Source organism: Marinobacter orientalis (assembly GCF_004792665.1).
In the GTDB taxonomy this organism is placed as follows: Bacteria; Pseudomonadota; Gammaproteobacteria; order Pseudomonadales; family Oleiphilaceae; genus Marinobacter; species Marinobacter orientalis.
The window spans coordinates 1449160-1470827 of the sequence record NZ_SRZX01000001.1; the positions used below are offsets into that span (position 1 = coordinate 1449160).

At 57.1% G+C, this 21668-nt stretch carries 25 protein-coding genes and 1 pseudogene; 16 read left to right on the forward strand and 10 right to left on the reverse strand.

All coding sequences use genetic code 11. From position 1 onward, the window contains the following. The first annotated feature begins 2 nt into the window (after nucleotides 1-2). The 9 genes from DIT72_RS06695 to DIT72_RS06735 are packed head-to-tail and all read left to right on the forward strand — an operon-like array spanning nucleotide 3 to nucleotide 6794. Nucleotides 3-863, forward strand: coding sequence for an alpha/beta fold hydrolase (locus tag DIT72_RS06695; protein WP_135954380.1), 861 nt, complete (start codon nucleotides 3-5; stop codon nucleotides 861-863). Then, nucleotides 863-1648 carry a 2-oxopent-4-enoate hydratase gene (gene dmpE, locus DIT72_RS06700; protein WP_135954381.1) on the forward strand — a complete coding sequence of 262 codons (786 nt, stop codon included), beginning with the start codon at nucleotides 863-865 and terminating at the stop codon, nucleotides 1646-1648. The genes DIT72_RS06695 and dmpE overlap by 1 nt, the downstream gene beginning before the upstream one ends. 23 nt (nucleotides 1649-1671) lie before the next feature. Next, on the forward strand, nucleotides 1672-2607 hold the full coding sequence (locus DIT72_RS06705; protein WP_135954382.1) for an acetaldehyde dehydrogenase (acetylating): 936 nt from the start codon (nucleotides 1672-1674) through the stop codon (nucleotides 2605-2607). Between the two features lie 12 nt (nucleotides 2608-2619). Beyond that, the gene (gene dmpG / locus DIT72_RS06710) at nucleotides 2620-3657 is read left to right on the forward strand and encodes a 4-hydroxy-2-oxovalerate aldolase (protein WP_135954383.1); all 1038 of its coding nucleotides are present in this window, start codon (nucleotides 2620-2622) and stop codon (nucleotides 3655-3657) included. Further along, nucleotides 3654-4448 (forward strand): 2-oxo-3-hexenedioate decarboxylase, encoded by a 795-nt coding sequence (dmpH, locus tag DIT72_RS06715; RefSeq protein WP_135954384.1) that lies wholly within the window; start codon nucleotides 3654-3656, stop codon nucleotides 4446-4448. The genes dmpG and dmpH overlap by 4 nt, the downstream gene beginning before the upstream one ends. Before the next feature lie 12 nt (nucleotides 4449-4460). After that, on the forward strand, nucleotides 4461-4652 hold the full coding sequence (locus DIT72_RS06720) for a 2-hydroxymuconate tautomerase (RefSeq protein WP_135954385.1): 192 nt from the start codon (nucleotides 4461-4463) through the stop codon (nucleotides 4650-4652). 4 nt (nucleotides 4653-4656) lie between these two features. Then, the gene (locus tag DIT72_RS06725) at nucleotides 4657-5355 is read left to right on the forward strand and encodes a class III extradiol ring-cleavage dioxygenase family protein (RefSeq protein WP_135954386.1); all 699 of its coding nucleotides are present in this window, start codon (nucleotides 4657-4659) and stop codon (nucleotides 5353-5355) included. Between the two features lie 28 nt (nucleotides 5356-5383). Continuing rightward, nucleotides 5384-6337, forward strand: a complete 954-nt coding sequence (locus DIT72_RS06730; RefSeq protein ID WP_135954387.1) for a ketopantoate reductase family protein — start codon at nucleotides 5384-5386, stop codon at nucleotides 6335-6337. 13 nt (nucleotides 6338-6350) lie between these two features. After that, entirely contained in the window at nucleotides 6351-6794 is a 444-nt protein-coding gene (locus DIT72_RS06735; RefSeq protein ID WP_135954388.1) for an acyl-CoA thioesterase, read from the forward strand. An 18-nt stretch (nucleotides 6795-6812) separates the two neighbouring features. On the opposite strand, the gene DIT72_RS06740 is transcribed toward DIT72_RS06735, so the two are convergent. Beyond that, nucleotides 6813-7496, reverse strand: a complete 684-nt coding sequence (locus tag DIT72_RS06740; RefSeq protein WP_135954389.1) for a type 1 glutamine amidotransferase domain-containing protein — start codon at nucleotides 7494-7496, stop codon at nucleotides 6813-6815. A gap of 122 nt (nucleotides 7497-7618) precedes the next feature. Between DIT72_RS06740 and DIT72_RS06745 the strand changes: the two genes are divergently transcribed. Further along, entirely contained in the window at nucleotides 7619-9001 is a 1383-nt protein-coding gene (locus DIT72_RS06745; protein ID WP_135954390.1) for a ribonuclease J, read from the forward strand. Between the two features lie 104 nt (nucleotides 9002-9105). Then, nucleotides 9106-9534: a hotdog fold thioesterase gene (locus DIT72_RS06750; protein WP_135954391.1), complete on the forward strand. Its 429-nt coding sequence runs from the start codon at nucleotides 9106-9108 to the stop codon at nucleotides 9532-9534. On the opposite strand, the gene DIT72_RS06755 is transcribed toward DIT72_RS06750, so the two are convergent. Next, nucleotides 9499-10824 carry an HD-GYP domain-containing protein gene (locus DIT72_RS06755; protein ID WP_135954392.1) on the reverse strand — a complete coding sequence of 442 codons (1326 nt, stop codon included), beginning with the start codon at nucleotides 10822-10824 and terminating at the stop codon, nucleotides 9499-9501. The two genes, DIT72_RS06750 and DIT72_RS06755, sit on opposite strands and share 36 nt — an antisense overlap. 236 nt (nucleotides 10825-11060) lie before the next feature. On the opposite strand from DIT72_RS06755, the gene DIT72_RS06760 reads away from it, so the two are divergent. Continuing rightward, nucleotides 11061-11741: a hypothetical protein gene (locus DIT72_RS06760; protein ID WP_135954393.1), complete on the forward strand. Its 681-nt coding sequence runs from the start codon at nucleotides 11061-11063 to the stop codon at nucleotides 11739-11741. A 5-nt stretch (nucleotides 11742-11746) separates the two neighbouring features. Here DIT72_RS06760 and DIT72_RS06765 read toward each other — a convergent pair whose 3' ends face one another. Together DIT72_RS06765 and DIT72_RS06770 are read right to left on the reverse strand one after the other, a co-directional pair. Then, nucleotides 11747-12478: a sulfite exporter TauE/SafE family protein gene (locus tag DIT72_RS06765; RefSeq protein WP_135954394.1), complete on the reverse strand. Its 732-nt coding sequence runs from the start codon at nucleotides 12476-12478 to the stop codon at nucleotides 11747-11749. A 44-nt stretch (nucleotides 12479-12522) separates the two neighbouring features. Continuing rightward, nucleotides 12523-12903 (reverse strand): rhodanese-like domain-containing protein, encoded by a 381-nt coding sequence (locus DIT72_RS06770; RefSeq protein ID WP_135954395.1) that lies wholly within the window; start codon nucleotides 12901-12903, stop codon nucleotides 12523-12525. A 104-nt stretch (nucleotides 12904-13007) separates the two neighbouring features. On the opposite strand from DIT72_RS06770, the gene rarD reads away from it, so the two are divergent. Next, nucleotides 13008-13898, forward strand: a complete 891-nt coding sequence (gene rarD, locus DIT72_RS06775; protein WP_135954396.1) for an EamA family transporter RarD — start codon at nucleotides 13008-13010, stop codon at nucleotides 13896-13898. 23 nt (nucleotides 13899-13921) lie between these two features. On the opposite strand, the gene DIT72_RS06780 is transcribed toward rarD, so the two are convergent. Further along, nucleotides 13922-14275: a thiol-disulfide oxidoreductase DCC family protein gene (locus DIT72_RS06780; RefSeq protein ID WP_228260744.1), complete on the reverse strand. Its 354-nt coding sequence runs from the start codon at nucleotides 14273-14275 to the stop codon at nucleotides 13922-13924. A 198-nt stretch (nucleotides 14276-14473) separates the two neighbouring features. On the opposite strand from DIT72_RS06780, the gene DIT72_RS06785 reads away from it, so the two are divergent. The 3 genes and pseudogenes from DIT72_RS06785 to DIT72_RS18505 all read left to right on the forward strand — a co-directional run. Beyond that, on the forward strand, nucleotides 14474-16150 hold the full coding sequence (locus tag DIT72_RS06785) for a methyl-accepting chemotaxis protein (protein ID WP_135954398.1): 1677 nt from the start codon (nucleotides 14474-14476) through the stop codon (nucleotides 16148-16150). A 141-nt stretch (nucleotides 16151-16291) separates the two neighbouring features. Then, nucleotides 16292-17323, forward strand: a complete 1032-nt coding sequence (locus DIT72_RS06790) for a TRAP transporter substrate-binding protein (protein WP_228260745.1) — start codon at nucleotides 16292-16294, stop codon at nucleotides 17321-17323. After that, a pseudogene (locus DIT72_RS18505) lies at nucleotides 17320-17482 on the forward strand (spermidine/putrescine ABC transporter ATP-binding protein); the annotation flags it as partial. The gene DIT72_RS06790 and the pseudogene DIT72_RS18505, both read left to right, overlap by 4 nt. Nucleotides 17483-17557: 75 nt before the next feature. On the opposite strand, the gene DIT72_RS06800 reads toward DIT72_RS18505, so the two are convergent. From DIT72_RS06800 to DIT72_RS06820, 5 genes are all read right to left on the reverse strand, one after another. Next, nucleotides 17558-17998, reverse strand: coding sequence for a universal stress protein (locus DIT72_RS06800; RefSeq protein WP_135954400.1), 441 nt, complete (start codon nucleotides 17996-17998; stop codon nucleotides 17558-17560). 32 nt (nucleotides 17999-18030) lie between these two features. After that, nucleotides 18031-19314, reverse strand: coding sequence for a TRAP transporter large permease (locus DIT72_RS06805; RefSeq protein WP_135954401.1), 1284 nt, complete (start codon nucleotides 19312-19314; stop codon nucleotides 18031-18033). Nucleotides 19315-19348: 34 nt separating this feature from the next. Continuing rightward, the gene (locus DIT72_RS06810) at nucleotides 19349-19942 is read right to left on the reverse strand and encodes a TRAP transporter small permease (protein WP_135954402.1); all 594 of its coding nucleotides are present in this window, start codon (nucleotides 19940-19942) and stop codon (nucleotides 19349-19351) included. Nucleotides 19943-20052: 110 nt separating this feature from the next. Continuing rightward, a complete protein-coding gene (locus DIT72_RS06815; protein ID WP_135954403.1) occupies nucleotides 20053-21081 on the reverse strand; it encodes a TRAP transporter substrate-binding protein in 1029 nt (342 codons plus the stop codon). A 244-nt stretch (nucleotides 21082-21325) separates the two neighbouring features. Next, nucleotides 21326-21649, reverse strand: coding sequence for a high-potential iron-sulfur protein (locus DIT72_RS06820; protein ID WP_135954404.1), 324 nt, complete (start codon nucleotides 21647-21649; stop codon nucleotides 21326-21328). Nucleotides 21650-21668 lie beyond the last annotated feature (19 nt).

Below are 21668 nucleotides of genomic sequence, written 5' to 3' on the forward strand. Positions count from 1 at the left end.
TCATGACTGCACCTGAAAACAGCCCTGAAATCGGGCGTGAGATCACGGCCGCCGGCTATCGCACCAACGTGCATGACCATGGTCGTGGTGGCGTCCCGGTGATGATGATACACGGCTCTGGCCCCGGAGTGACTGCCTGGGCCAACTGGCGTCTGGTGATTCCGGAGCTGGCGAAGAATCGCCGTGTGGTGGCGCCGGATATGCTTGGCTTCGGGTACACCAAACGCCCGGAGGACAATATCTACAACCGTGAACGCTGGGTTGCCCATGCCATTGGTGTTATGGATGCGCTGGAACTGCAACAGGTGGACCTTGTCGGCAACTCCTTCGGTGGCGGGCTGGCTCTGGCACTGGCTATCGAGTACCCGGAGCGGGTTCGACGTCTGGTCCTGATGGGCTCGGTTGGCGTCAGTTTTCCGATCACCAGGGGGCTCGACGAAGTCTGGGGTTATCGGCCCTCACTTGAAAATATGCGCCGCCTGATGGACGTGTTCGCCTTTAATAAGGGTCTGCTCACGGACGAACTGGCGGAGATGCGCTATCAGGCCAGCATCCGCCCCGGATTCCAGGAATCCTTTGCAGCCATGTTTCCGGCTCCGCGCCAGCGCTGGGTAGATGACCTGGCCAGCAGGGAAGAAGACATCCGTGCGCTGCCACACGAAACTTTGGTTATCCACGGGCGGGAAGACGAAGTTATCCCCCTGCAGACATCGTTAACCCTGGCGGACTGGATTAACCGGGCACAGCTTCACATGTATGGCCGTTGCGGTCACTGGACGCAGATTGAACATGCCAGCCGGTTCGCCCGGCTGGTGAACGATTTCCTGACCGAAGCCGATCAATCGGCTGCAGGAGCAGAATAATGGAACAGAAACGAATTCAGGCACTTGGTGATGAACTTTATCAGGCCATGCTGAGCCGCGAAGCCGTCGCTCCGCTGACCGGCCGTGGTGAAGACATCAGCATTGATGATGCCTACCACATTTCCCTGCGCATGCTGGAACGACGCCTGGCAGATGGTGCCTCCATCATCGGCAAGAAGATCGGCGTCACCAGCAAGGCCGTGCAGAACATGCTCAACGTTCACCAGCCTGATTTCGGTTACCTGACCGACGACATGGTGTTCAATAGCGGCGAAGTCATGCCCATCAGCGACCGACTGATTGCCCCCCGTGCCGAGGGCGAAATTGCCTTCATCCTCAAGAAAGATCTGACCGGGCCGGGCGTTACCAATGCCGATGTGCTGGCGGCCACCGAATGTGTCATGCCGTGCTTCGAAATAGTCGATTCCCGCATTCAGGACTGGAAGATCGCCATCCAGGACACGGTTGCCGACAACGCCTCCTGTGGCCTGTTTGTACTGGGTGACCAGGCGGTCTCTCCCCGCAAGGTGGACCTGGTGACTTGCGGCATGGTGGTGGAGAAGAACGGCAGTGTACTGAGTGCCGGCGCGGGCGCCGCTGCACTGGGTTCCCCGGTGAACTGCGTAACCTGGCTGGCAAACACCCTGGGCGAGTTCGGTATCACCCTCAAAGCCGGTGAAGTCATCCTGTCCGGTTCCCTGGTTCCGCTGGAGCCGGTCAAGGCCGGTGATTATATGCGTGTTGATATTGGTGGCATCGGCAGTGCCTCCGTTCGCTTCGCCTGATCCGGATTAAAAAGGACAACGTTATGAGCAAGAAAATCAAAGCCGCGATCATCGGCTCGGGCAACATCGGCACCGACCTGATGATCAAGATCCTGCGTAACGGCAAGACCATTGAAATGGGCGCCATGGTCGGTATCGACCCGGAGTCCGATGGCCTGGCCCGCGCCCGGCGCATGGGCGTGGCCACCACTCACGAAGGTGTGGACGGCCTGGTGAAGATGCCGGATTTTGCGGACATTGACATCGTGTTCGATGCCACCTCCGCCAAGGCGCACATGCACAACGAAGTGTTCCTGCGGGGCCATAAAGAGAGCATCAAGATCATCGACATGACCCCGGCGGCCATCGGCCCCTACTGCGTCCCGGTGGTGAACCTGGAGCAGAACCTCCACGAAGGCAACGTCAACATGGTCACCTGTGGTGGCCAGGCGACGATCCCGATGGTGGCTGCGGTGTCTCGTGTCGCCAAGGCGCACTACGCCGAAATCGTCGCCTCGATTTCGTCGAAGTCCGCCGGCCCCGGTACCCGCGCCAACATCGACGAGTTCACCGAAACCACCTCCAAGGCTATCGAAGTGGTGGGCGGCGCCCAGAAGGGCAAGGCCATCATCATCCTCAATCCGGCCGAACCACCCCTGCTGATGCGCGACACCGTCTACGTGCTCTCCGATGCCGCTGACCAGGCGGAAGTGGAAGCCTCGGTGGAAGAAATGGTCAAGGCCGTCAACAGCTACGTGCCCGGTTATCGCCTCAAGCAGAAAGTGCAGTTTGACGTGATTCCGGAAGACCAGCCCATGAACGTCCCGGGCCTGGGCCGCTTCAGCGGCCTGAAGACCTCCATCTTCCTGGAAGTGGAAGGCGCTGCCCATTACCTCCCGGCCTACGCCGGCAACCTGGACATCATGACCTCCGCGGCACTCGGCACCGCCGAGCGCATCGCCGAATCGCTGGTCAAGTGAGGAGACTGAATCATGACTTATAACCCCGGCAAGAAACTCTACATCTCCGACGTGACCCTGCGGGACGGCAGCCACGCCATTCGTCACCAGTATTCCATCAGGAATGTGCAGGACATCGCCCGTGCTCTGGACAAGGCGAAGGTGGATTCCATCGAAGTGGCCCACGGCGACGGCCTGCAGGGCTCCAGCTTCAACTACGGCTTCGGTGCCCACACCGATCTGGAGTGGATCGAAGCGGTGTCCGAAGTGATTGAACACGCCAAAATCGCCACGCTACTGCTGCCTGGCATCGGTACCGTCCACGACCTGGACAACGCCTACAGCGCCGGCGCACGCATTGTACGGGTGGCTACCCACTGCACCGAGGCGGATGTCTCGAAACAACACATCGAACACGCCCGAAAACTCGGCATGGACACCGTCGGCTTCCTGATGATGAGCCACATGCAGACCCCGCAGGGTCTGGCGGAACAGGCCAGGCTGATGGAAGACTACGGCGCTACCTGCCTCTATGTCGTCGACTCCGGCGGCGCCATGAACATGAACGACATCCGTGATCGCTTCCGCGCCCTGAAAGATGTTCTCAAGCCGGAAACCGAAACCGGCATCCACGCCCACCACAACCTGGCCCTGGGTGTGGCCAACTCCATTGTTGCCGTGGAAGAAGGCTGTGACCGTGTTGATGCATCCCTGGCCGGCATGGGTGCCGGTGCCGGCAACGCGCCGCTGGAAGTGTGTGTGGCCGCCTTCGACAAGATGGGCTGGGAGCACGGCACCGATGTTTACGCCCTGATGGACGCCGCTGACGACATCGTTCGCCCACTGCAGGACCGTCCTGTAAGAGTGGACCGCGAAACCCTGGCTCTGGGCTATGCCGGTGTCTACTCCAGCTTCCTGCGCCACTCCGAAGTGGCGGCGCAGAAGTACGGCCTGAAGACGGTGGACATTCTGGTGGAGCTGGGCAAACGCCGCATGGTGGGTGGCCAGGAAGACATGATTGTGGATGTGGCGCTGGATCTGCTGGCGGCACGGAAGGAGCAGAACGCATGAGCAGGACATTAAGCCGCGAGCAGATGCTGGCCCTGGCTGAACACGTGGAAAACGCCGAACTGCAGGCCCAGGACATCACCAAGGTTACCAACGACTACCCGGACATGACCTTCGAGGATGCCTACGACGTGCAGTGGGAAATCCGCCGCCGCAAGGAAGCGCGGGGTAACAAAATCGTCGGTATGAAAATGGGCCTCACATCCTGGGCCAAGATGGCACAGATGGGCGTGGAAACGCCGATTTACGGTTTCCTGGCTGATTATTTCAGCGTGCCGGACGGTGGCGTGGTCAACACCAAAGAGCTGATTCACCCCAAGATTGAAGCCGAAATTGCCTTCGTTACCAAGGCACCGCTGAAAGGTCCGGGCTGCCATATCGGCCAGGTGCTGGCGGCAACGGACTTCGTGATCCCGGCGGTGGAAATCATCGACTCCCGCTATGAGAACTTCAAGTTCGATCTGGTGAGTGTGGTTGCCGACAACGCCTCGTCTACCCGCTTTATCACCGGTGGTCAGATGGCGGATGTTGCGGATGTGGACCTGAAAACTCTGGGCGTCGTGGTCGAGAAGAATGGTGAAGTGGTCGACGTGGGTGCAGGCGCTGCCGTGCTGGGCCATCCGGCTTCGAGTGTTGCTATGCTGGCAAACCTGCTTGCCGAGCGGGGTGAACACATTCCGGCGGGAACCTTCATCATGACCGGTGGCATTACAGCCGCCATTGCCGTGGAACCCGGTGACAATATCACCGTGCGTTACCACGGATTGGGAACCGTTTCCGGACGATTCATCTGACGAGGAGGCGTTATGCCCATTGCCCAGCTCTACATCATTGAAGGAAGAACAGACGAGCAGAAGGAAACCCTTATCCAGGAAGTGAGCGAGGCTATGGCCCGCTCCCTGGATGCACCCCTGGAGCGTATCCGGGTGTTGATCACCGAGATGCCAGCGCAGCACTTCGGCATTGGTGGCCAGTCTGCCAAAAAACTCGGGCGTTAGACTCGTGACCAAACTGCCAGTGCTGTACCTGTCCTGTGAAACGGAAGCGTTGGCCGGCCCCAGTGGCCAGGCCAGTCTGCGCCGTCTGATACGGCAGGATCTTGTCGTAAACAGTGTGGCATTTATCACCTCAGAGAAAGGGGGCCTCCAGCCAGAAATCTTTCACCAATGCGGTGAGGGAGCTCTGGCGAGGCGCCTGCAATCAGACATGGGGGCACGCGGATTTGATGTTGCTGTCCGGGTCTCGCGGGAGACTCTTCTGGAAGTGCTCACAGAGAGCATGATGCAACTGGTACCCATGGAAGTGATTGAGTTGCGGCTCAACACAGGCATGACCAGCGAGCGCTATCGGGACATTGGCCATTGCCTGGAAGCACTGCGGGATCAGGGCGTATTGCTGATTTGCCTGGATCGGCTGGATGCCGACGGCACTAACGCCAGCTACCATCAGCCCCACGACAGCTACATTCGTAACCTGATCCGCCAGTGGGAAGACGAGCAGCGCTGGGTGTCGGCCATGTCGAAATCGGGTTTGCGGGGCAATCGATCGTCCTCCGCCAACGAAAAACCTGTTGTCGATCCGACATTATGTGTGCTCAATACCGCCTTCAGCCTGGGCGGAATGAAAGCGCCTCAGCGTCTGTTCGGGTTTTCAATGAATGAAAACAGTCAGTCCCTCGCGGGCTACAGCTGGATGCAATAAACTACGGAAAACAAGAAGGATTCCGTAAATGCTCAAACTGTTGATGATTGGCGCCGGTGGCATCGGTGGTTACTACGCTGCAAGACTGTTGGACGCCGGTCACGAAGTAGTACTGACTGCCCGGGGCTCACATCTGAGCGCTCTCAGGGAAAATGGTCTGATGGTTCACTACGAAGGGCGTGATCTGTTCCATCGGCCAGAGGCCTTCGATCATCAGCAAATCATTTCCCGGTTTCATCCGGACGACTTTGACGTTATCGCAATCGCCCTGAAAGCCACGGCAACGGCTTCTGTGGTGGCTGAGCTTGGTGACTGGCTGAGGCGCGGGCAGACTCCAGTGCTGTCACTACAGAATGGCGTTGATAATGAGCCGCTTCTGGAAGAGGCCATTGGTGCCGACCGGGTTATCGGCGGGCTTGCCGTGAGAATCGGTGGTCACATTGTCAGGCCGGGTGTCATCGAAGCGGAAGGCGTGGCCCAGATTGTGATGGGCGAGTGGCCTGCCGCCAGTCAGGGTGAAAGTCCTCATAAGCAACTGCTGGGAACGCTGGCAAGCGCATTCAACGACTCCGGCATTCCTGCCACGCTCTCAGACAATATTCGCTATGAGCTGTGGCGCAAACTGGTGATCAACAACGGAGTGAACCCCCTGTCTGCACTGACAGGCCTCGATACCCGCACCCTGACCCAGCACCCGGAGTTCGGAAAAATCGTGTACGGCATGATGGCCGAGACAGTCAAAGCGTCAAAAGCCGACAATGTGAAGCTTTTGCAGAAAGATCTCGACGAGATGTTCGAGCTGATCAGTTCATTCAATGCCATCAAGACATCGATGCTGGTGGACAAGGAGAAAGGGCGACCGCTGGAGCTGGACAGTATTGCCGGGGCAGTGCTGCGACGTTGCAGAAGTCTGGGTATCGAGGCACCCTATACCTCAACCGTTACCGCCTTACTGGCTTTTGAGGCGGAGAAGCCCGGCTGATCAGAGTGAATCCATGACCGACCTGCCATTCCGTTTCCGTTTCCGCGTCCGCTATGGCGAGTGCGATGCCCAGAGTGTTGTGTTCAACGCCCGCTATGCAGACTATGTGGATATTTCCGTCAACGAATACATCCGTACCCTGTTCGGGGACTACCAGAACCTGCTGGACCAGGACCTGGACATCCAGGTGGTCAGCCTGACAATGCACTATCGGGCGCCGGCGCGCTTTGATGATGTGCTGGAGGCCAGAATAAAGGCCGGACGGATTGGCACTACCTCCTTCACCTTGCATCTGGAATTCTATCGGTATGGTGATGGCCAGTTGGTGGCGGAAGCGGATATCACTTACGTGCTGATCCAGCCATCGCAAATGGCGAAGACGGCGTTACCGGCTCCCATACGGGAAAAACTGGAGGCAGGCGCACCCGGCGTGCTGGTCAGCCACGCCGGGGAATAGCGGCAGTCAGAAGAGCGTTCAGCCTTCCTGAAGAGCCTGTACCACTGCCTTGGCTGCGCCCTCGGATGAGGCCGGGTTCTGGCCAGTGATGAGGTTGCCGTCCACCACGATGTGTGGTGCCCAGTCGTCACCCTTGGAATAGGTGGCGGTGTTTTTCTTCAGCATGTCTTCCAGCAGGAAAGGCACGACACTGGTCAGGCCTGCAGCTTCCTCTTCGCTGTTACTGAAGCCGGTCACTTCGCGACCACCCACGATGTTCTGTCCCGGTTTGACTTTCACATTCATGAACACGGCCGGCGCGTGGCATACGGCAGCGATGACCTTGTCCTGCTCGTACGCGGTCTTGATCAGATCAATGGACTTGTCATTATTGACCAGATCCCATAGTGGGCCATGGCCGCCAGGATAGAACAGGGCGTCATAATCGTTCATATCCACGTCCGCCAGTTTTTTGGTGCTGGCGAGGGCTTCTTTCGCGTGGGCATCCTGTTCGAAGCGGCGGGTGGTTTCTGTCAGGGCGTCCTCGGTTTCACTGTTGGGATCAATCGGTGGCTGGCCGCCTTTCGGGGAAGCGATAGTGATGTCGGCACCGGCATCCTTGAACACATAATAGGGCGCGGTGAACTCTTCCAGCCAGAAACCGGTTTTATCACCGGTATCTCCCATGCGATCGTGCGAGGTGAGAACCATCAGTACTTTCATGCAATATATCCTTTTATATTCTGAATGGATTCGGTGTCACTGCCTGATACATTGTCTATTGCGGTGGATCTGTCGTAAATCAACCGCTGGCACCAACTGACTACGGCGATTACGGGTAATCAATGACACCAGATCAGAATGATTTATGGTTCCTGCCGCTCGGCGGCACCGGCGAGATCGGCATGAACCTCAACCTCTATGGCCATGACGGCCGCTGGCTGATGGTGGATTGCGGCGTGACTTTCCCCAGGCCTGGCCGGATTGCGGCCGATGGCACCGTCCACCATCACGGCGAACCGTCCGTGCAAATGGCGGACCCCGCCTTCATTGCCGATCGCCGTGACCGGTTGACCGGTCTGGTGATAACTCACGCCCACGAGGACCACGTTGGTGCGGTGCCCTATCTTTGGCCGCTGCTTCAGTGCCCCATTTACACCAGCCGCTTCACTGCCGAAATTCTGCGTCGTAAACTCGCAGAGTTTGAGCTGTTGCATCGGGTTCCCATCATCGAGGTGGAAACCGGCCAAAGCAGACAGATAGGCCCGTTCAGCGTTCAGTGGCTGGCAGTGACCCACTCCATTCCGGATCCGAACGCGCTGATGATTCGCACCAGTGTCGGCAACATCTTCCACAGTGGTGACTGGAAACTGGATAAACAGCCACTGGTTGGTCACGGCTATTCCCCGAAAACCTTCACCGATCTGGCGGAAGAAGGCGTGGACGCAATGGTATGCGATTCCACCAACGCGACGTTGTCTGGTCATTCGGTTTCCGAAGCCGCGCTTCGCGCCGGATTGCTGAAAGCCATTAAGACTGCAGAAGGGCGTGTTGTTGTGACCTGTTTCGGCAGCAACATTGCCCGCTTGCATACCCTCGCCGCGATCGCCAGGGAAACCGGGCGTTACATGGGCCTGCTCGGCCGCTCCCTGATCAACATGAGTGGCGCTGCCAAAGCAGCGGGACTGTGGGACACCGCAGACCAGCTGATCAATTCCTCTCATATCGGGTACCTGCCCCGGAGTGAAGTGCTGGCGGTGGCAACGGGAAGCCAGGGCGAACCCCGCACGGCGCTGAGTCGCCTGGCAACCGGCAACCACCCCGACTTCGAGCTGGAGGCCGGTGACACCGTTATCTTCAGCGCACGGGCTATTCCCGGAAATGAAGATGCTATCAAGGGGCTGATCGGCCGTCTCAAGGCTTTGGGCGTTATTGTCATCACCGCTGAGGATGCGGGCCTGCCGATTCATGCTTCCGGCCATCCCGCGCAGGAAGAGCTTGAGTTAATGTATCGCTGGGTGAAGCCTGCGATTGCAATCCCTGTCCATGGCGAGGCCGAACATATGGAAACCCATGGCAATATCGCCAGGGCAAGCGGCGTGCCTCGCGCCATGACTGGTCGCAATGGCGACCTGTTCATGATCCGGCCGGTGCCGGGGATTCGTCGCCAGATCATTGAGACTGGCCGGCTGGGTTGGGAGAAGCAGGAACTGGTCAGGGTTCTCTGAGAGCAGGTGGAAGATCAACAAATTCTGATAGTCGTTCGCAGCCTAACTGTATAAACTCGGCTCTGATTAACGCATATCGACAGGCATAAGGAGGCAGTAACCCCATGGCAATCTGGACCCGCACTATTCCCGACCTTGAACAAATGGCCGAAGCCAGCAGGAACACCGCTGTCGAGACCATGGGCATTGAATACGTGGAAGTCGGTGATGACTATGTGATCGGCCGCATTCCGGTGGACGAGCGTACCGTTCAGCCGTTTGGCATTCTCCACGGTGGGTCATCGGTAGTGCTGGCGGAAACCCTGGGCAGCATGGCCGCCAACTACTGCCTGCGCAAGGAGAGCCAGATTGCAGTAGGACTGGATATCAATGCCAACCACATTCGTTCGGTCACCAAAGGCTGGGTCTATGGTACGGCGCGCCCCGTTCATATTGGCGGTACCACCCAGGTATGGGAAATACGGCTGGAAAATGAGGAAGGCAAGCTGACCTGTATTTCAAGGCTCACCATGGCCGTGATCGACCGGGGCTGATACCGGTGGAGCCTTGCGGCTGAAAATGCCCTGTTCGATGAATTCCCTCATCACGATGCCGTAGCTTCCGTCCGGTACTTCCCGGGCAATCCTGTAGGGCTGCCCGGCGCTGTCAGGAACGACTTCTGCAAGGTCCACTTCGCGGAATGTCGCCAGTGGTTGCTTGTTTGCGGCGCGGACCAGCAGAACCCGGGGCTTGAGTTTGCTGGTGGTGTGAGTGGTCAGCACAATGCCCACCTCCGCATTGGTCATCTCCACGATGGAGCCGGGCGGGTATACGCCGATCATGCGGATAAACTCCACCGCCAGGCCCTCATCAAACTGGGCACCCTTGTTGCGATGGATAATATGCAGCGCCTCCATGGAAGCGCGGCCCTTGTCATACACCCGGGAGCTGGTGATGGCGTCGTAGGTGTCTGCCAGGCCAACGATTTTGGCGAACAGTGGAATCTGGTGCCCCGAAAGGCCTCGTGGATAGCCCTTGCCATCCATCCGTTCGTGATGTGAATAGGCGACATCGACCGCCGAGTGAGCGAGTCGGGGCAGGGCTGCCAGCACGTCGCGACCAAACGTGGTGTGGTTCTTCATCACCGCGAACTGCTCGGGGGTGAGTGCGCCGGGGTTGTTCAGAATCTCGTCGTCGATGCGCATTTTACCCACGTCGTGGAGCAGGCCGCACAGGGCGACATTGCGAATTTCTCCTTCCAGCAATCCCAGGTGTTTGCCAAACGCCGCTGACAGAATGGCAACGTTGATGCAGTGCTCGGCAGTGTACTCGTCCTTGTTCTTGATCTTGGAAAGCAGAAGCAGGGCGTTATCATTTCGCAGGACACTGTCCACACAGTCGTCCACCACCTGGCGGATTTTGTTCATCTCCAGTGTCCGCCCCAGTCGCAGGCTGGACATGATGTTCCTGGCGGTGGCCTTGGCATCGGTATAGCTCATCCGAGCCGCAGACATCTCGTGGCTGGCGTCTACCTTGTTGACGTAGGTGACCTTTCTTTTCGGAATTGGGCTTGAGGCCGGAGAGGTACCGGCAGAACGGGTTTTCCGCCTGTTTGCCGGGGAGGATCCAGAGGTTTCCTGCACAACATGCACCTTTCCTTCCACGGTAACCTTTTCACACTGTTGCTGAACGGCGAAAACATCTTCCTTGGTCTGAAGGATAAACCCCTGTAGCAGGAAGTCGGTTTCTTCCCAGGGCCGGTCCAGGCGAATGACATGCATCCCGATCTGCAGCTGGGATACCGGAATTTCAGTCTCTATGATGTCCTGACGAGCCATGGGCATAATTGATAATCTCGAAGCCAGAGACGGCATGCTGATCAGGTTGCACACTGATCAGATTTTTAACACCCCAGCCAAAGTATGAATGAATGCTGGTTCGGTGCATCACGGCATGTTTAAAACATTGTTAAATGCTACAACGAGACGCATGGTATCTATAGCTGAAGCCTAGCAGATGCCTGGCGGACATGCGGCATCCGGCATCCGTTTTCGTGCATCAGGGCATGGAGAGCAAGGTTATGAGCAACGCAAAAAACGGCATACCACTATGGTGGCTGGCCATGGCGGCCGCCCTGACGCCGTTGATCACCATCCACACCACGTTTGCCGTGTCGGTCCTGGAAGGTCACATTTCATGGTGCATTCCTTATTGGGACAGTTGCACCAGCATCAGCCGTACCGGCCGCTACGGCACCAGCTACTTTATTTTCAAGGGCACCATGTTGCCGGCGGCGCTTCTGGGCATCCTGTTCTGGTTCCTCAACGGCCGCTGGCTGCTGCAGCTGGGCGCCACCAGCCGTGGCCGGCCGTGGATTCCCTGGCTGGGTTTTGTGGCCTGTGTATCGTTGGCCGCCTACACCCTCGCGCTTGGCCACGAGGGCGAAGGCTATAACCTGACCCGCCGCATAGGCGTTGTGCTGTACTTCTCACTTACTTACCTTGCACAGTTGCTCATCAGTTCAGCTCTCAGGGAGCACCCGCGATGGCACCCTAGCGGCCAGCGCCTGTTATGGCTTTGTGAGCTGGCGCTGGCGGTGGGCATGCTCTCGGTTGTGCTGACGGTTGTGGTACCCGAGATCTACAGCCAGATAGATGATGCTTTCGAGTGGGTAATGGCGTTTCTCATCAACATGCATGCAATCTGGGTTGCCGTGCTATGGAAACAGAGCCACTTCCGCGCGCGCCTGTGGGCGGAATAGAGGGCTTACAGGGATGTCAGGCCGCGCACCAGTGCAGCTGCCCCAGCCACTGCTGCAATACCGAGAATGATCGGCTTCAGGCCGTCAAAGGGCATGCGATTGACCAGCTTTCCGGAAAGCCGGAAACCGATCAGTACGCCCGGGAAAGTGACCGCAAAAAGCTGCAGTTCCCGCTGCCCCAGATATCCGGATGCCGCCAGGGCGGCAATACTGAAAAAGCTGGCTACCAGGAAGAACGCGGACATGTTCGCCCGCACCAACGGACCCTTCTGATTCTGATAAATCAATGCAATCGGTGGCCCCCCAACGGCGGTAATTGTTCCCATATAGGTAGAGGCGGCACCGGCCAGTATGCTGTTGCGGGCATTCAGTGCGGGGCGCAAGCCAGCCACGCTGAGCAACACGCCAATCAGGATCAGAATACCGAACACCAGCTCGAATCCCTTGGGTGAAATCAGCAGCAGCGTTATTCCCGCCAGGATCGTACCGGCGACTCCCCCGCCAATGGCAAAGCGCACCTCCCGGATCTGCAGCGCACCACGGTTTCTTAACAGCATGAATACCGTCAGCATCATGGCGTTGAGCACCAGTGGAGCAGGCACCAGCGTAGGGCTTATGAGAAAAAGTAACGGTGCCGCCAGCGTGCCGATGCCATAACCCGCCACGCCCTGCAGACAGGAGCCAGCCAGCAGGGCAAGGTTGGCGAGGAGAATCTGCAATAGCGACAGGTCGGTCACAATCAGTCTTCTCGAAAGGATGGGTGAGTGTTGATATCACAGGGTCAGTCGAATGACGGCAGATCCGGCTGGACAACGTCCTTGCCCGCCTCCTGCCAGGCATCAAACCCGCCGGCAATAGACGTTACGTGCAGGTATCCCATTTCTTTCAGGGCCTTTGCGCCGAGCGCCGCCCTGCCGGACGTTTTGCAATAGCAGACAATATTGAGATCACGGTTTTCCAGTGCCGGGTCGCTGGTAAACCTGAACTCCAGCATGCCCCGCGAAATATTCACTGCCCCCGGAATGTGGCCGGCCCGGTATTCATCCGGATCCCGCACATCCACCAGCATATCGGCTTTTCTGATGGCATCATCCGCCTGGTCTACAGGAATTTCGTGAATTTCCTGTTTGGCTTGTACAACAAGATCGTGAGCCGTTTTCATGGTGAATCCCTCTTGCGTTGAAGTGATACGCCGAGCGTAAGGCATTTGTCGGGCAGGCGTCACCAGCCATGTGCTAAATTGACGCATCGGACAATGAGGAAGCTATGAAAACTGCCACACCCGAAGCCACTAAAGGCGTTCTGTACGGCCTCTGTGCCTATACCATCTGGGGCTGCTTCCCCTTGTATTTTGCCCTGTTCACAGGGGTACCCTCCTATGAAGTGCTGATTCATCGGGTTATCTGGTCCTGCGTTTTTCTGGCTATCGTGGTGACCGTTCTCAAGCGCTGGCGTCCGATCAAAGCAGCATTGGCACGCCCCAAAAAACTCGGTTTCGTATTGGGCTGTGCGGTATTCATTGCCGTGAACTGGGGTGTCTATATCTATGCCGTGGAAACACGCCACGTGCTCCAGGCCAGTCTGGGCTATTTCCTCACCCCCTTGGTGAATGTGGGTCTGGGCATGCTGGTGTTGCGGGAGACTATCTCCCGCTTACAGATTGTGGCGGTCGCGCTGGCAACCATCGCCATTCTGTACCAGTTTTTCCTGCTCGGCCTGGTGCCGTGGATTACTCTGGTGCTGGCCTTCAGCTTCGGAACCTACGGCCTGCTCCGTAAACAGGTGGAGCTGGATGGTCTTTCGGGCCTGTTCGTGGAAACCCTGCTCCTGCTGCCTGTCAGTCTGCTGGCTATTGCGTGGCTGGGCTCTGCCGGCCAGTCCCACTTCAGCGGTAGTACAACTATTATGTTACTGCTGGTCTCCAGCGGTATTGTCACCGCCATCCCGCTGCTGTTTTTTGCGGGTGCCGCCCGACGGTTACGACTGGCTACCGTAGGCTTCCTGATGTACATCAACCCCACGCTCCAGTTCTTTATCGCGCTGTTGGTATTTGATGAACCCATGAGTGGGGAAAAGCTGTTGAGCTTCGCAATGATCTGGGTCGCGCTGGGGTTATATTCCTGGTCGGCCTGGGCGGGGCGGGAGCGTTTCGCTTAGTCAACCAGTCAACAGGTCACCTCCTATACCTCGCAAGTCCCGCAAGCGTATTTCCGCTGATAGCGTTTGTCCGCCCAGTTCCTGTAGATGCGGGCTGCCACCGGATAAATGACCGGCCAGAGTAATGGCCTGAAAAAGAACCCGAGGCGCGTGTGTGACCAGGCGCGTACGTTGGCAGGCAGGCCGACCACCCACTCGCCGTCGCCGGTTAACAGGTGAAGTCGGCGCAACAGCGCTTCATGGTCTGGCAACATTCCCTTGCGGTTCTTCTGGGCATGGATGTCTGCAAAAATCAGGTTTCCCCGTTGAAGTTTTCTCAGGGTACTGATTTCCTTTGCGCACAAAGGGCACTGGCCATCATAGAACAGGGTGTCCATCAATACCTCCATGAGTCAGAATTTCATCTCGCACGCTGGCCTTTTCCGATTCCGGGCCCGCTGTCATGTTGTTCAGCCACGCTACCGGCGCAGGCGTTTTGATGTATATCTATGCCATTTTTACAAACTGGAACACACCTCTGTTCAGCATTGTGGATAATTGCGCTGTGTATTCAACATTTCATGGAGTAATACCCAATGCCATTACTGAGTCGGCTACGCATTCGTTCCCGTCTTTTGCTCGGTGTGCTGGTTCCGGTAGTGATTACGGCAGTAGCCCTTGCCTGGACCACAGTCGCGCAGACGAAAAGCAGCGGCGCAGCCGAGCTCGAACGCCTGGAAGACAGTTTGCTGGAGGCGCGCAAGGAAGGATTAAGAAACCTGGTTGATGCGGCGCGTTCTGTCGTTCTTGAAGCCAAGAATAACCCCGAGTTTTCGGATGCCGAGGCTCGTGAAGCCGCAAGGAATCGCCTGCGCTCGATCAGCTTTGAAGGCGGCAACTATGTGTTTGCCTATGCCCGTGATCTGGAAAACCTGGCTTACGCGCCCGATCCGTCCCGGGAGGGGCCAACCACCAATCCGGATGTACGAAAACTGATACGGTCACTGTTTGATGCTGCCGGGGGAGCAGGATTTTTCGGTTATGACTGGCCCAATCCTGAATCCGGCGAGATCGAGCCAAAAGTGTCCTACTCGACCATCATTCCGGACTGGGACTGGATGATTGGTGCCGGCGTTTATGTCACTGACATCGAGCAGGTAGTGGCTGCGGCACGGGCTGACATTGAGGAAGACATTTCGCAGGCCCTGGCCTTTATCGTTCTTGAGACCGTGGTGGTGGTCATAATGGCTCTGCTCATCGGTATCTTCGTCGGCCGTACCGTCACCAACCCGCTGAACAGGGTTATCGGCCTGATGAAAGACATCTCCGAAGGCGAGGGGGATCTCCGTAAGCGTCTGCCTGAGGAGGGTAGTGATGAACTGGCAGAACTGGGCCGCCGCTTCAATGCTTTCGTGATGAAGATCCAGAACACCATCCGGGAGGTGGGGGCAACAACGGATCAGGTTGCCTCTGCGGCTGAAGAGCTCAGCCGCGTCGCCACGGAAACCCGGGCATCGGTTCAGGAGCAGGGCTCGGAGACCGACCAGATTGCGTCGGCCATCAACGAAATGGCGGCCACCATCCAGCAGATCTCCGGTAATGCCAACGAGGTCGAGAGCGCTGCGTCCGATGCGGACAAACTGGCCCGGGATGGTGGCGAAACTATTGCCAATGCCCAGTCCTCGGTTAATGAGCTGTCGGAAGAAATTGAGGCAAGCTCCACCCGTATCAGCAATCTCGCCGAAAAAACCGACGAGATCACCCAGGTGCTGGACGTGATTCACGCGGTTACGGACCAGACCAACCTGCTGGCCCTGAACGCTGCAATCGAGGCCGCCCGCGCCGGCGAGCACGGGCGCGGCTTCTCGGTGGTGGCAGACGAAGTGCGCCAGCTAGCGAAGCGCAGTGCCGAATCCGCTGACCAGATTCGCGGCATGATTGATGGTTTCGTGACCGAGTCCCGCGCGGCGGTTGAGAGAATGAACGCTTCCCGTACCCGTTCCACCGAAACGGTCGAGCGAATCAACCATGCCACCGATGCCCTGCGCACCATTGAGAAATCGGTGGGCCGTATCCACGATCAGGTGACCCAGATAGCGACTGCCGCTGAGCAACAGAGCCAGGTGGCCGAGGAAGTCAACCAGAACGTGGTGCGTATTGTGGATGCGGCGCAGCGTAGTGATACCGGTGTTACCCAGACCAACGAAGCGAGTCACGAGCTGGCGCGGCTGGGTGAGAGCCTGCGTGACCTGGTAGCTCAGTTCAAGGTATAGACCGGATTCTGCTGGCCGGTTGATGATTGGCGTCAGCCCTCCAGCACGCTATGATGTGGACGATCTGATTCAACTCCAATAAAAATCTGAATGGGCTCACTTATGATAAATTGCAAATCCGTCCTGACCGCGCTGGCTCTGATGCTGTCAATCGTAAGCACATCGCTGCTGGCTCAAGAAACCTACACGATACGCCTGGCTGAAACCTGGGGGCCCAATTCTCCGATCCTGGGTGAAACGCCCCGCCACATGGCAGCCATGGCAGAGAAAATGTCCGGCGGCCGACTGAAATTCCGGATTGATTCTTCCAACAAGCACAAGGCTCCTTTCGGCATTTTCGATATGGTGAAAGCGGGCCAGTATGACATGGGGCATACAGCGTCCTACTACTACAAGGGCTCGATCCCCAACGCCATGTACTTCACTACCGTGCCGTTCGGAATGATCGCACCGGAGCAGTACGCCTGGTTCTATCATGGCGGCGGCATGGAATTGATGGAAAAAGTCTATCAGCCCCATGGGTTGTTATCCTTTCCGGGCGGTAATACCGGCAACCAGATGGGCGGCTGGTTCCGCGAGGAAATCAAGAGCGTGGAAGATCTCAAGGGTCTGAAAATGCGCACGCCGGGATTTGCCGGTGAGGTCATGTCGGAGGTGGGGGTAGCCGTAACCAATATCCCCCCGGGTGAACTGTACAGTGCACTGGAACGTGGCACCATCGATGCTCTGGAGTGGGTTGGTCCGGCACTGGATTTCCAGATGGGCTTCCATCAGATTGCGAAATACTACTACTCGGGCTGGCAGGAGCCGGGCGCAGAAGTGCAGTTCCTGGTTAATGAGAAAACATGGAACAAGCTTCCCGGTGAGCTGCAGGAGATTCTGCGAGTCGCCATGCGTTTGGCTGCCTACGACATGTACATCCAGAGCACCCATGAAAGTGGCGTGGCCTGGGACCGCATGAAGGAAGATTATCCGGAGGTGACCCACAAGACCTTCCCGCCGGAGGTGATCGAGGCACTGCGTGACGCGACAGACAAGCTGTTGGCGGAAGAGGCACAGAAAGACGAGCTGGCAAAGGAAATCATCACCTCCCAGGAGGAGTATATAAATCAGGTTCGCCAGTGGACCAACATCTCCGACAAGGCCTATCTGAACGCCGTTTCGGGTGAATGAAAGGGGGGGGGGCACTCCTTTCACTGAAGAACCTTGCCGCGGTTTTTGATGGTAAAAGTATACTGGACTCGCTGGATCCGGATATTCTCGCCGGCGAGTTCATCACGCTGCCGGGCCCGTCGGGGTTGCGGTAAAACCACACTGGTGTGCCTGATGGCGGCTTTGAACGGTCGGTCAGCGACTATAGCGTGGCTTAGATACAGTATCACCAGCCTGTCCGGAAAACCGTCACTCCTAAACGACCAATACCGGGCACTTGGCTCGGGATGCCACCCGGTGTGACACGCTGCCGAGAAATATGCCGTCTTTGTCGCTGTGGGTTCCACGGGTGCCAACGACAATCAGGTCTACGCCCTTCTCCTCGGCAAACTTGACGAGCACACTGGAGGGGCGTCCGGCCTTGACGAACCCGCGAACTTTCACCGCTCCCTTTTCCCCTGCCTTTTCTTTGGCGTGGTTGACAACATCCTTTGCGTATTCCGACAACGCCTTGTCAGGAATATTCACGCCTTCGGGACGCTCGATCGACAGGGATGCCTCAAACAGGCTGTGGTGTTTGTAGACGCAGATCAGATAGATCTCCGCCTCCGTAAGCTTCTGCAACTCGATGGCCTTGTCCATGGCCTTGAAGGAGGACTTGGAACCGTCAACGGCCACCAGGATTTTTTTGAACATGTTCTTCTCCCTGAAATTGGTCTCTGCAGCCCTCAGCGGAACGCCAGGTCACGCAGGAACAGCGCAATTTGCGGGAAGGCGATGAGCAGGCCCGCCGCGGCCACCAGCATGAAGACGAATGGCGGCGTACCACGGATTACCTCCCAGTAGGGGCGCTTGAATATGGCTATGGCGGTAAATATGTCACAACCGAAAGGTGGCGTTGCCGAACCTATGGCCACCTGAAGTGTGATCAGGACACCTACAAGCACCGGGTCCAGACCAGTGGACTCAATGGCCGGTGCAAAGATCGGCGTCAGCACCAGGATTACCACGATCGGATCAACAAACATACAGGCGATGAAGAACGCGATACAGATCGCGATCAGCACACCGACCGGGCCGGCTTCATTGACGCCAACGGATTCCAGTATGGCTTGCGGAATCTGTGCAAAGGAAATAATCCACGAAAAACCGTTTCCGACAGCAACCAGTATGAAAACCACAGCGGTAATCAGGCCGGTGGATTTGGCGATCCGGTAGATGTCCGACAATTTCAGTGAGCGGAAAACCGCGAATTCGAGCAGGAAGGCGTAGAGCACACACACGGCCGCAGCTTCCGTGGGACTGAAAATGCCACCATAGATGCCACCGACAATAATGACCGGGAAGAACAGGGGCCATAGCGCTTCACGGACCGCGACCCCCCGCTCTCTCCAGCCCGCCCGTTCCTCGGTAGGAACCTTCTTAACGTAAGCATAGATCAGGCAATAGATTGAAAACATGGCCAGAATCATCAGACCGGGGCCAATGCCGGCAATAAACAGTTCGGCAATGGAAGTTCCGGATATAACACCGTAAATAATGAAACCGATACTGGGGGGTATCAGGAAAGCAATGTCACTGGAATTGATAATCAGCGCCAGTGAAAACGAGTCGGAATAGCCCGCCTTGAGCAGTTTTGGCCGCAGAGGGGAGCCGACCGCTACAACAGTAGCCTGGGTGGAACCGGAAACCGCACCGAAGAGAGTACAGGAAGTGGCGGTACTGATTGCCAGCCCGCCTTTTATGTGGCCGATGAAGGCCATGACCATATGGATCAGGCGGTCAGCGGACTGGCCACGGGTCATGATATCGGCTGCCAGAATAAACATGGGCACGGCAATAAGCGATGCAGGGCGGATGCCTCCCATCATCTGCTGGATAAAGGTACCCATCTGGCCGAAACCATCAAACATCATTACAAAACCGACCACCGCACCGGCAATCAGCGGAACCATCATCGGGAAGCCCAGCAGCAGAAGCCCGATCATGATCACCATCATTAAAGTCGCCATGATTTTCTATCCTTTGTTATCGCAGCTGCAGGGTTCAGACTTCGGATTCACTGTCCGCGTAGCCGTCAACCACACCGGTGGAGAGGTAAACATCCTTGCTGGTGAAGTTCTTGATGGCGGTCAGGAAATACTGGATGCCGGTGATCGCAAAGCCCACTGGCGCCCAGATGTAAATCCACCAGATTTCAAAACCCAGCGCTGGCAGAATCCGCCCACGGCTGTAGAGGGTTTCGACGTATCCATAGGAGTGGTAACAGAGGAAAAACATCACCACCGAGGTAAACAGGGCGATGAAAATCATCAGTACTTTGCGGCCCTTCGGGGGGATCGCATCGTAAATTGCAGACATCCGGATATGGCGGCCATGGCGCGCCGCGTAGCCAATACCTGCAAAGGTAATCAGGATGATAAGAATCCGGTTGATCTCACCGGAGAAAAACAGGCCTTCTCCAAAGACAAAGCGCGCAATCACGTTGACACATGTGTTGACGGCCATAAGGATCACGCCAACCGCGAGCATGACGGCCTCTGCCTTGGCAATGACTTCGTCAATGGTTCCCAGAAACCCGGGCAGGCCGGACTCATAGGTGCCGGTATCATCTGAAAAATCCGGGGAGTTCTCGGACATCGGTTCTGCTCCAGAACATTTGGCTCCCGGCCGGTAGGAGAGATCCCCGGCGGGGCGGGGTTAATACAGCTTCCCGCCGGGCAGTGCCGGCGGGAATGGTTCCTTCAGTTTCAGTTGTTCTGAACTTCCTTGAGGTCTTCCTTGAACTGGTTCAGCAGCTCTTTACCGCTCTCGCCAGTCATCTCGATAAACTCTTCCTCAACCTGGGGCGCGCGCTCGCGGAAAGCCTGGATCTGCTCTTCGTTCAGGCGGGTAACCGTTACTTCGTCGCTGGCTTCCTGGATCTTGGCGAGGGCTTCGTCAGCCAGGCCGTCGATATGGTCGATGATTTCTTCGTAAGCGTAATCCGCTGCTTTACGAATCAGCTCCTGATCGCTTTCGGGCAGGCCGTCGAAGAAGTCCTTGTTGGCCATCATTGCGGTGGTAAACCAGCCGTGGCCGGTAAAGATCAGGTTCGGTGATACCTCGTACAGACCGCCGGATTCGATCCAGAAGATCGGATTTTCCTGACCCTGGATCATATTGGTCTGCAGGGCACCGTAGACTTCACCCCACGGTAGTGGGGTCGGAGTGGCGCCGAAGGCCTCGTAGGTTTCCGACAGCAGCGGGTTGGTCATAACCCGGATTTTCTTGTTGTTGAAGTCTTCAGGGCTGGTAGCCGGCTCGTCCAGGGTCACAACCATTTCGCCCTCAGGGTACATTTTCAACAGCTCAAGGCCCTCTTCGGCGTAAAGCTCCGGGAAGTCCTCGTTGATTGCCTCACTGGTGTTGAAAAACTCGACTACGGTGTCGAAATCGGTCGGCAGCAGATAGGGAATGAAGAAAATCTGTGCCTCCGGGATTGTGGAACCTGTGAAACCCGGTGACTGATTCACAAACTGGAGGATGCCGGACTGGGTCTGCCCCATGATGTCGTCGGATTCGCCAAGCTCACCAAACCGATAGACCTGAATGGTGTGGTCCGAGTTGTCTTCAATGTATTCCTTGAAGTCGTAAGCGAATACGTCCTGGACATCACCTTCGTATTCTTCATGGGCATAGCGCCAGTTGGCGGCGTTTACCGAATTTGCCGCTGTCATTGCGGCGAATGCAAACGCAGAAAATCCTGCCACTTTCTTGAACTTGCTCAAGCTACTCATCGTGTCATCTCCGTTATTTTTCACTGCAAATTATTGTTACATTAATCAAGACTGGCAAAACAATGCTGTTTTCGCAAGAAAATGAGTGAATAGATTTCGGGAGCGCCCCAACCTGGGGCAGAAGAGGATAAATGTTGGGAATAAAAGAACTAATTGGCGGGAGAGCGCCCCCAGCTGGTGCGGCGCGTGGCCGAAAAGCCCCGGAATGACGCCAACCCCGGGGCCCAGAATCCAGGTTACAAAGTTAGCCTCCGGGGACCCAGGTGCTGCACCAACCGTTGGCGTTTACCAGCACATCGCTGAATTCGGGGTGGCGGCACTTGCCCCAGCCGTCGGATTCTTCACCGGCCCAGAACGCGCAGCCGTCACATTGCCGGCCTTCCTGGTATTTCTCATGGTTGGAATCGGCAGCATTGTTGACATAATCCAGTGCGTGACCGTCTTCGGCCTTGGGCAATTCGGCCCGGGCCCGGGGTGAGTGGGTCGCGAACTTTGCCAGGGGAATAGCGGCGACACCCAGTGCGGCGGTGCGCAGAAATACGCGGCGGCTTTCGTTGACTTTACTCATGGTGGTTTCCTCTCTCATC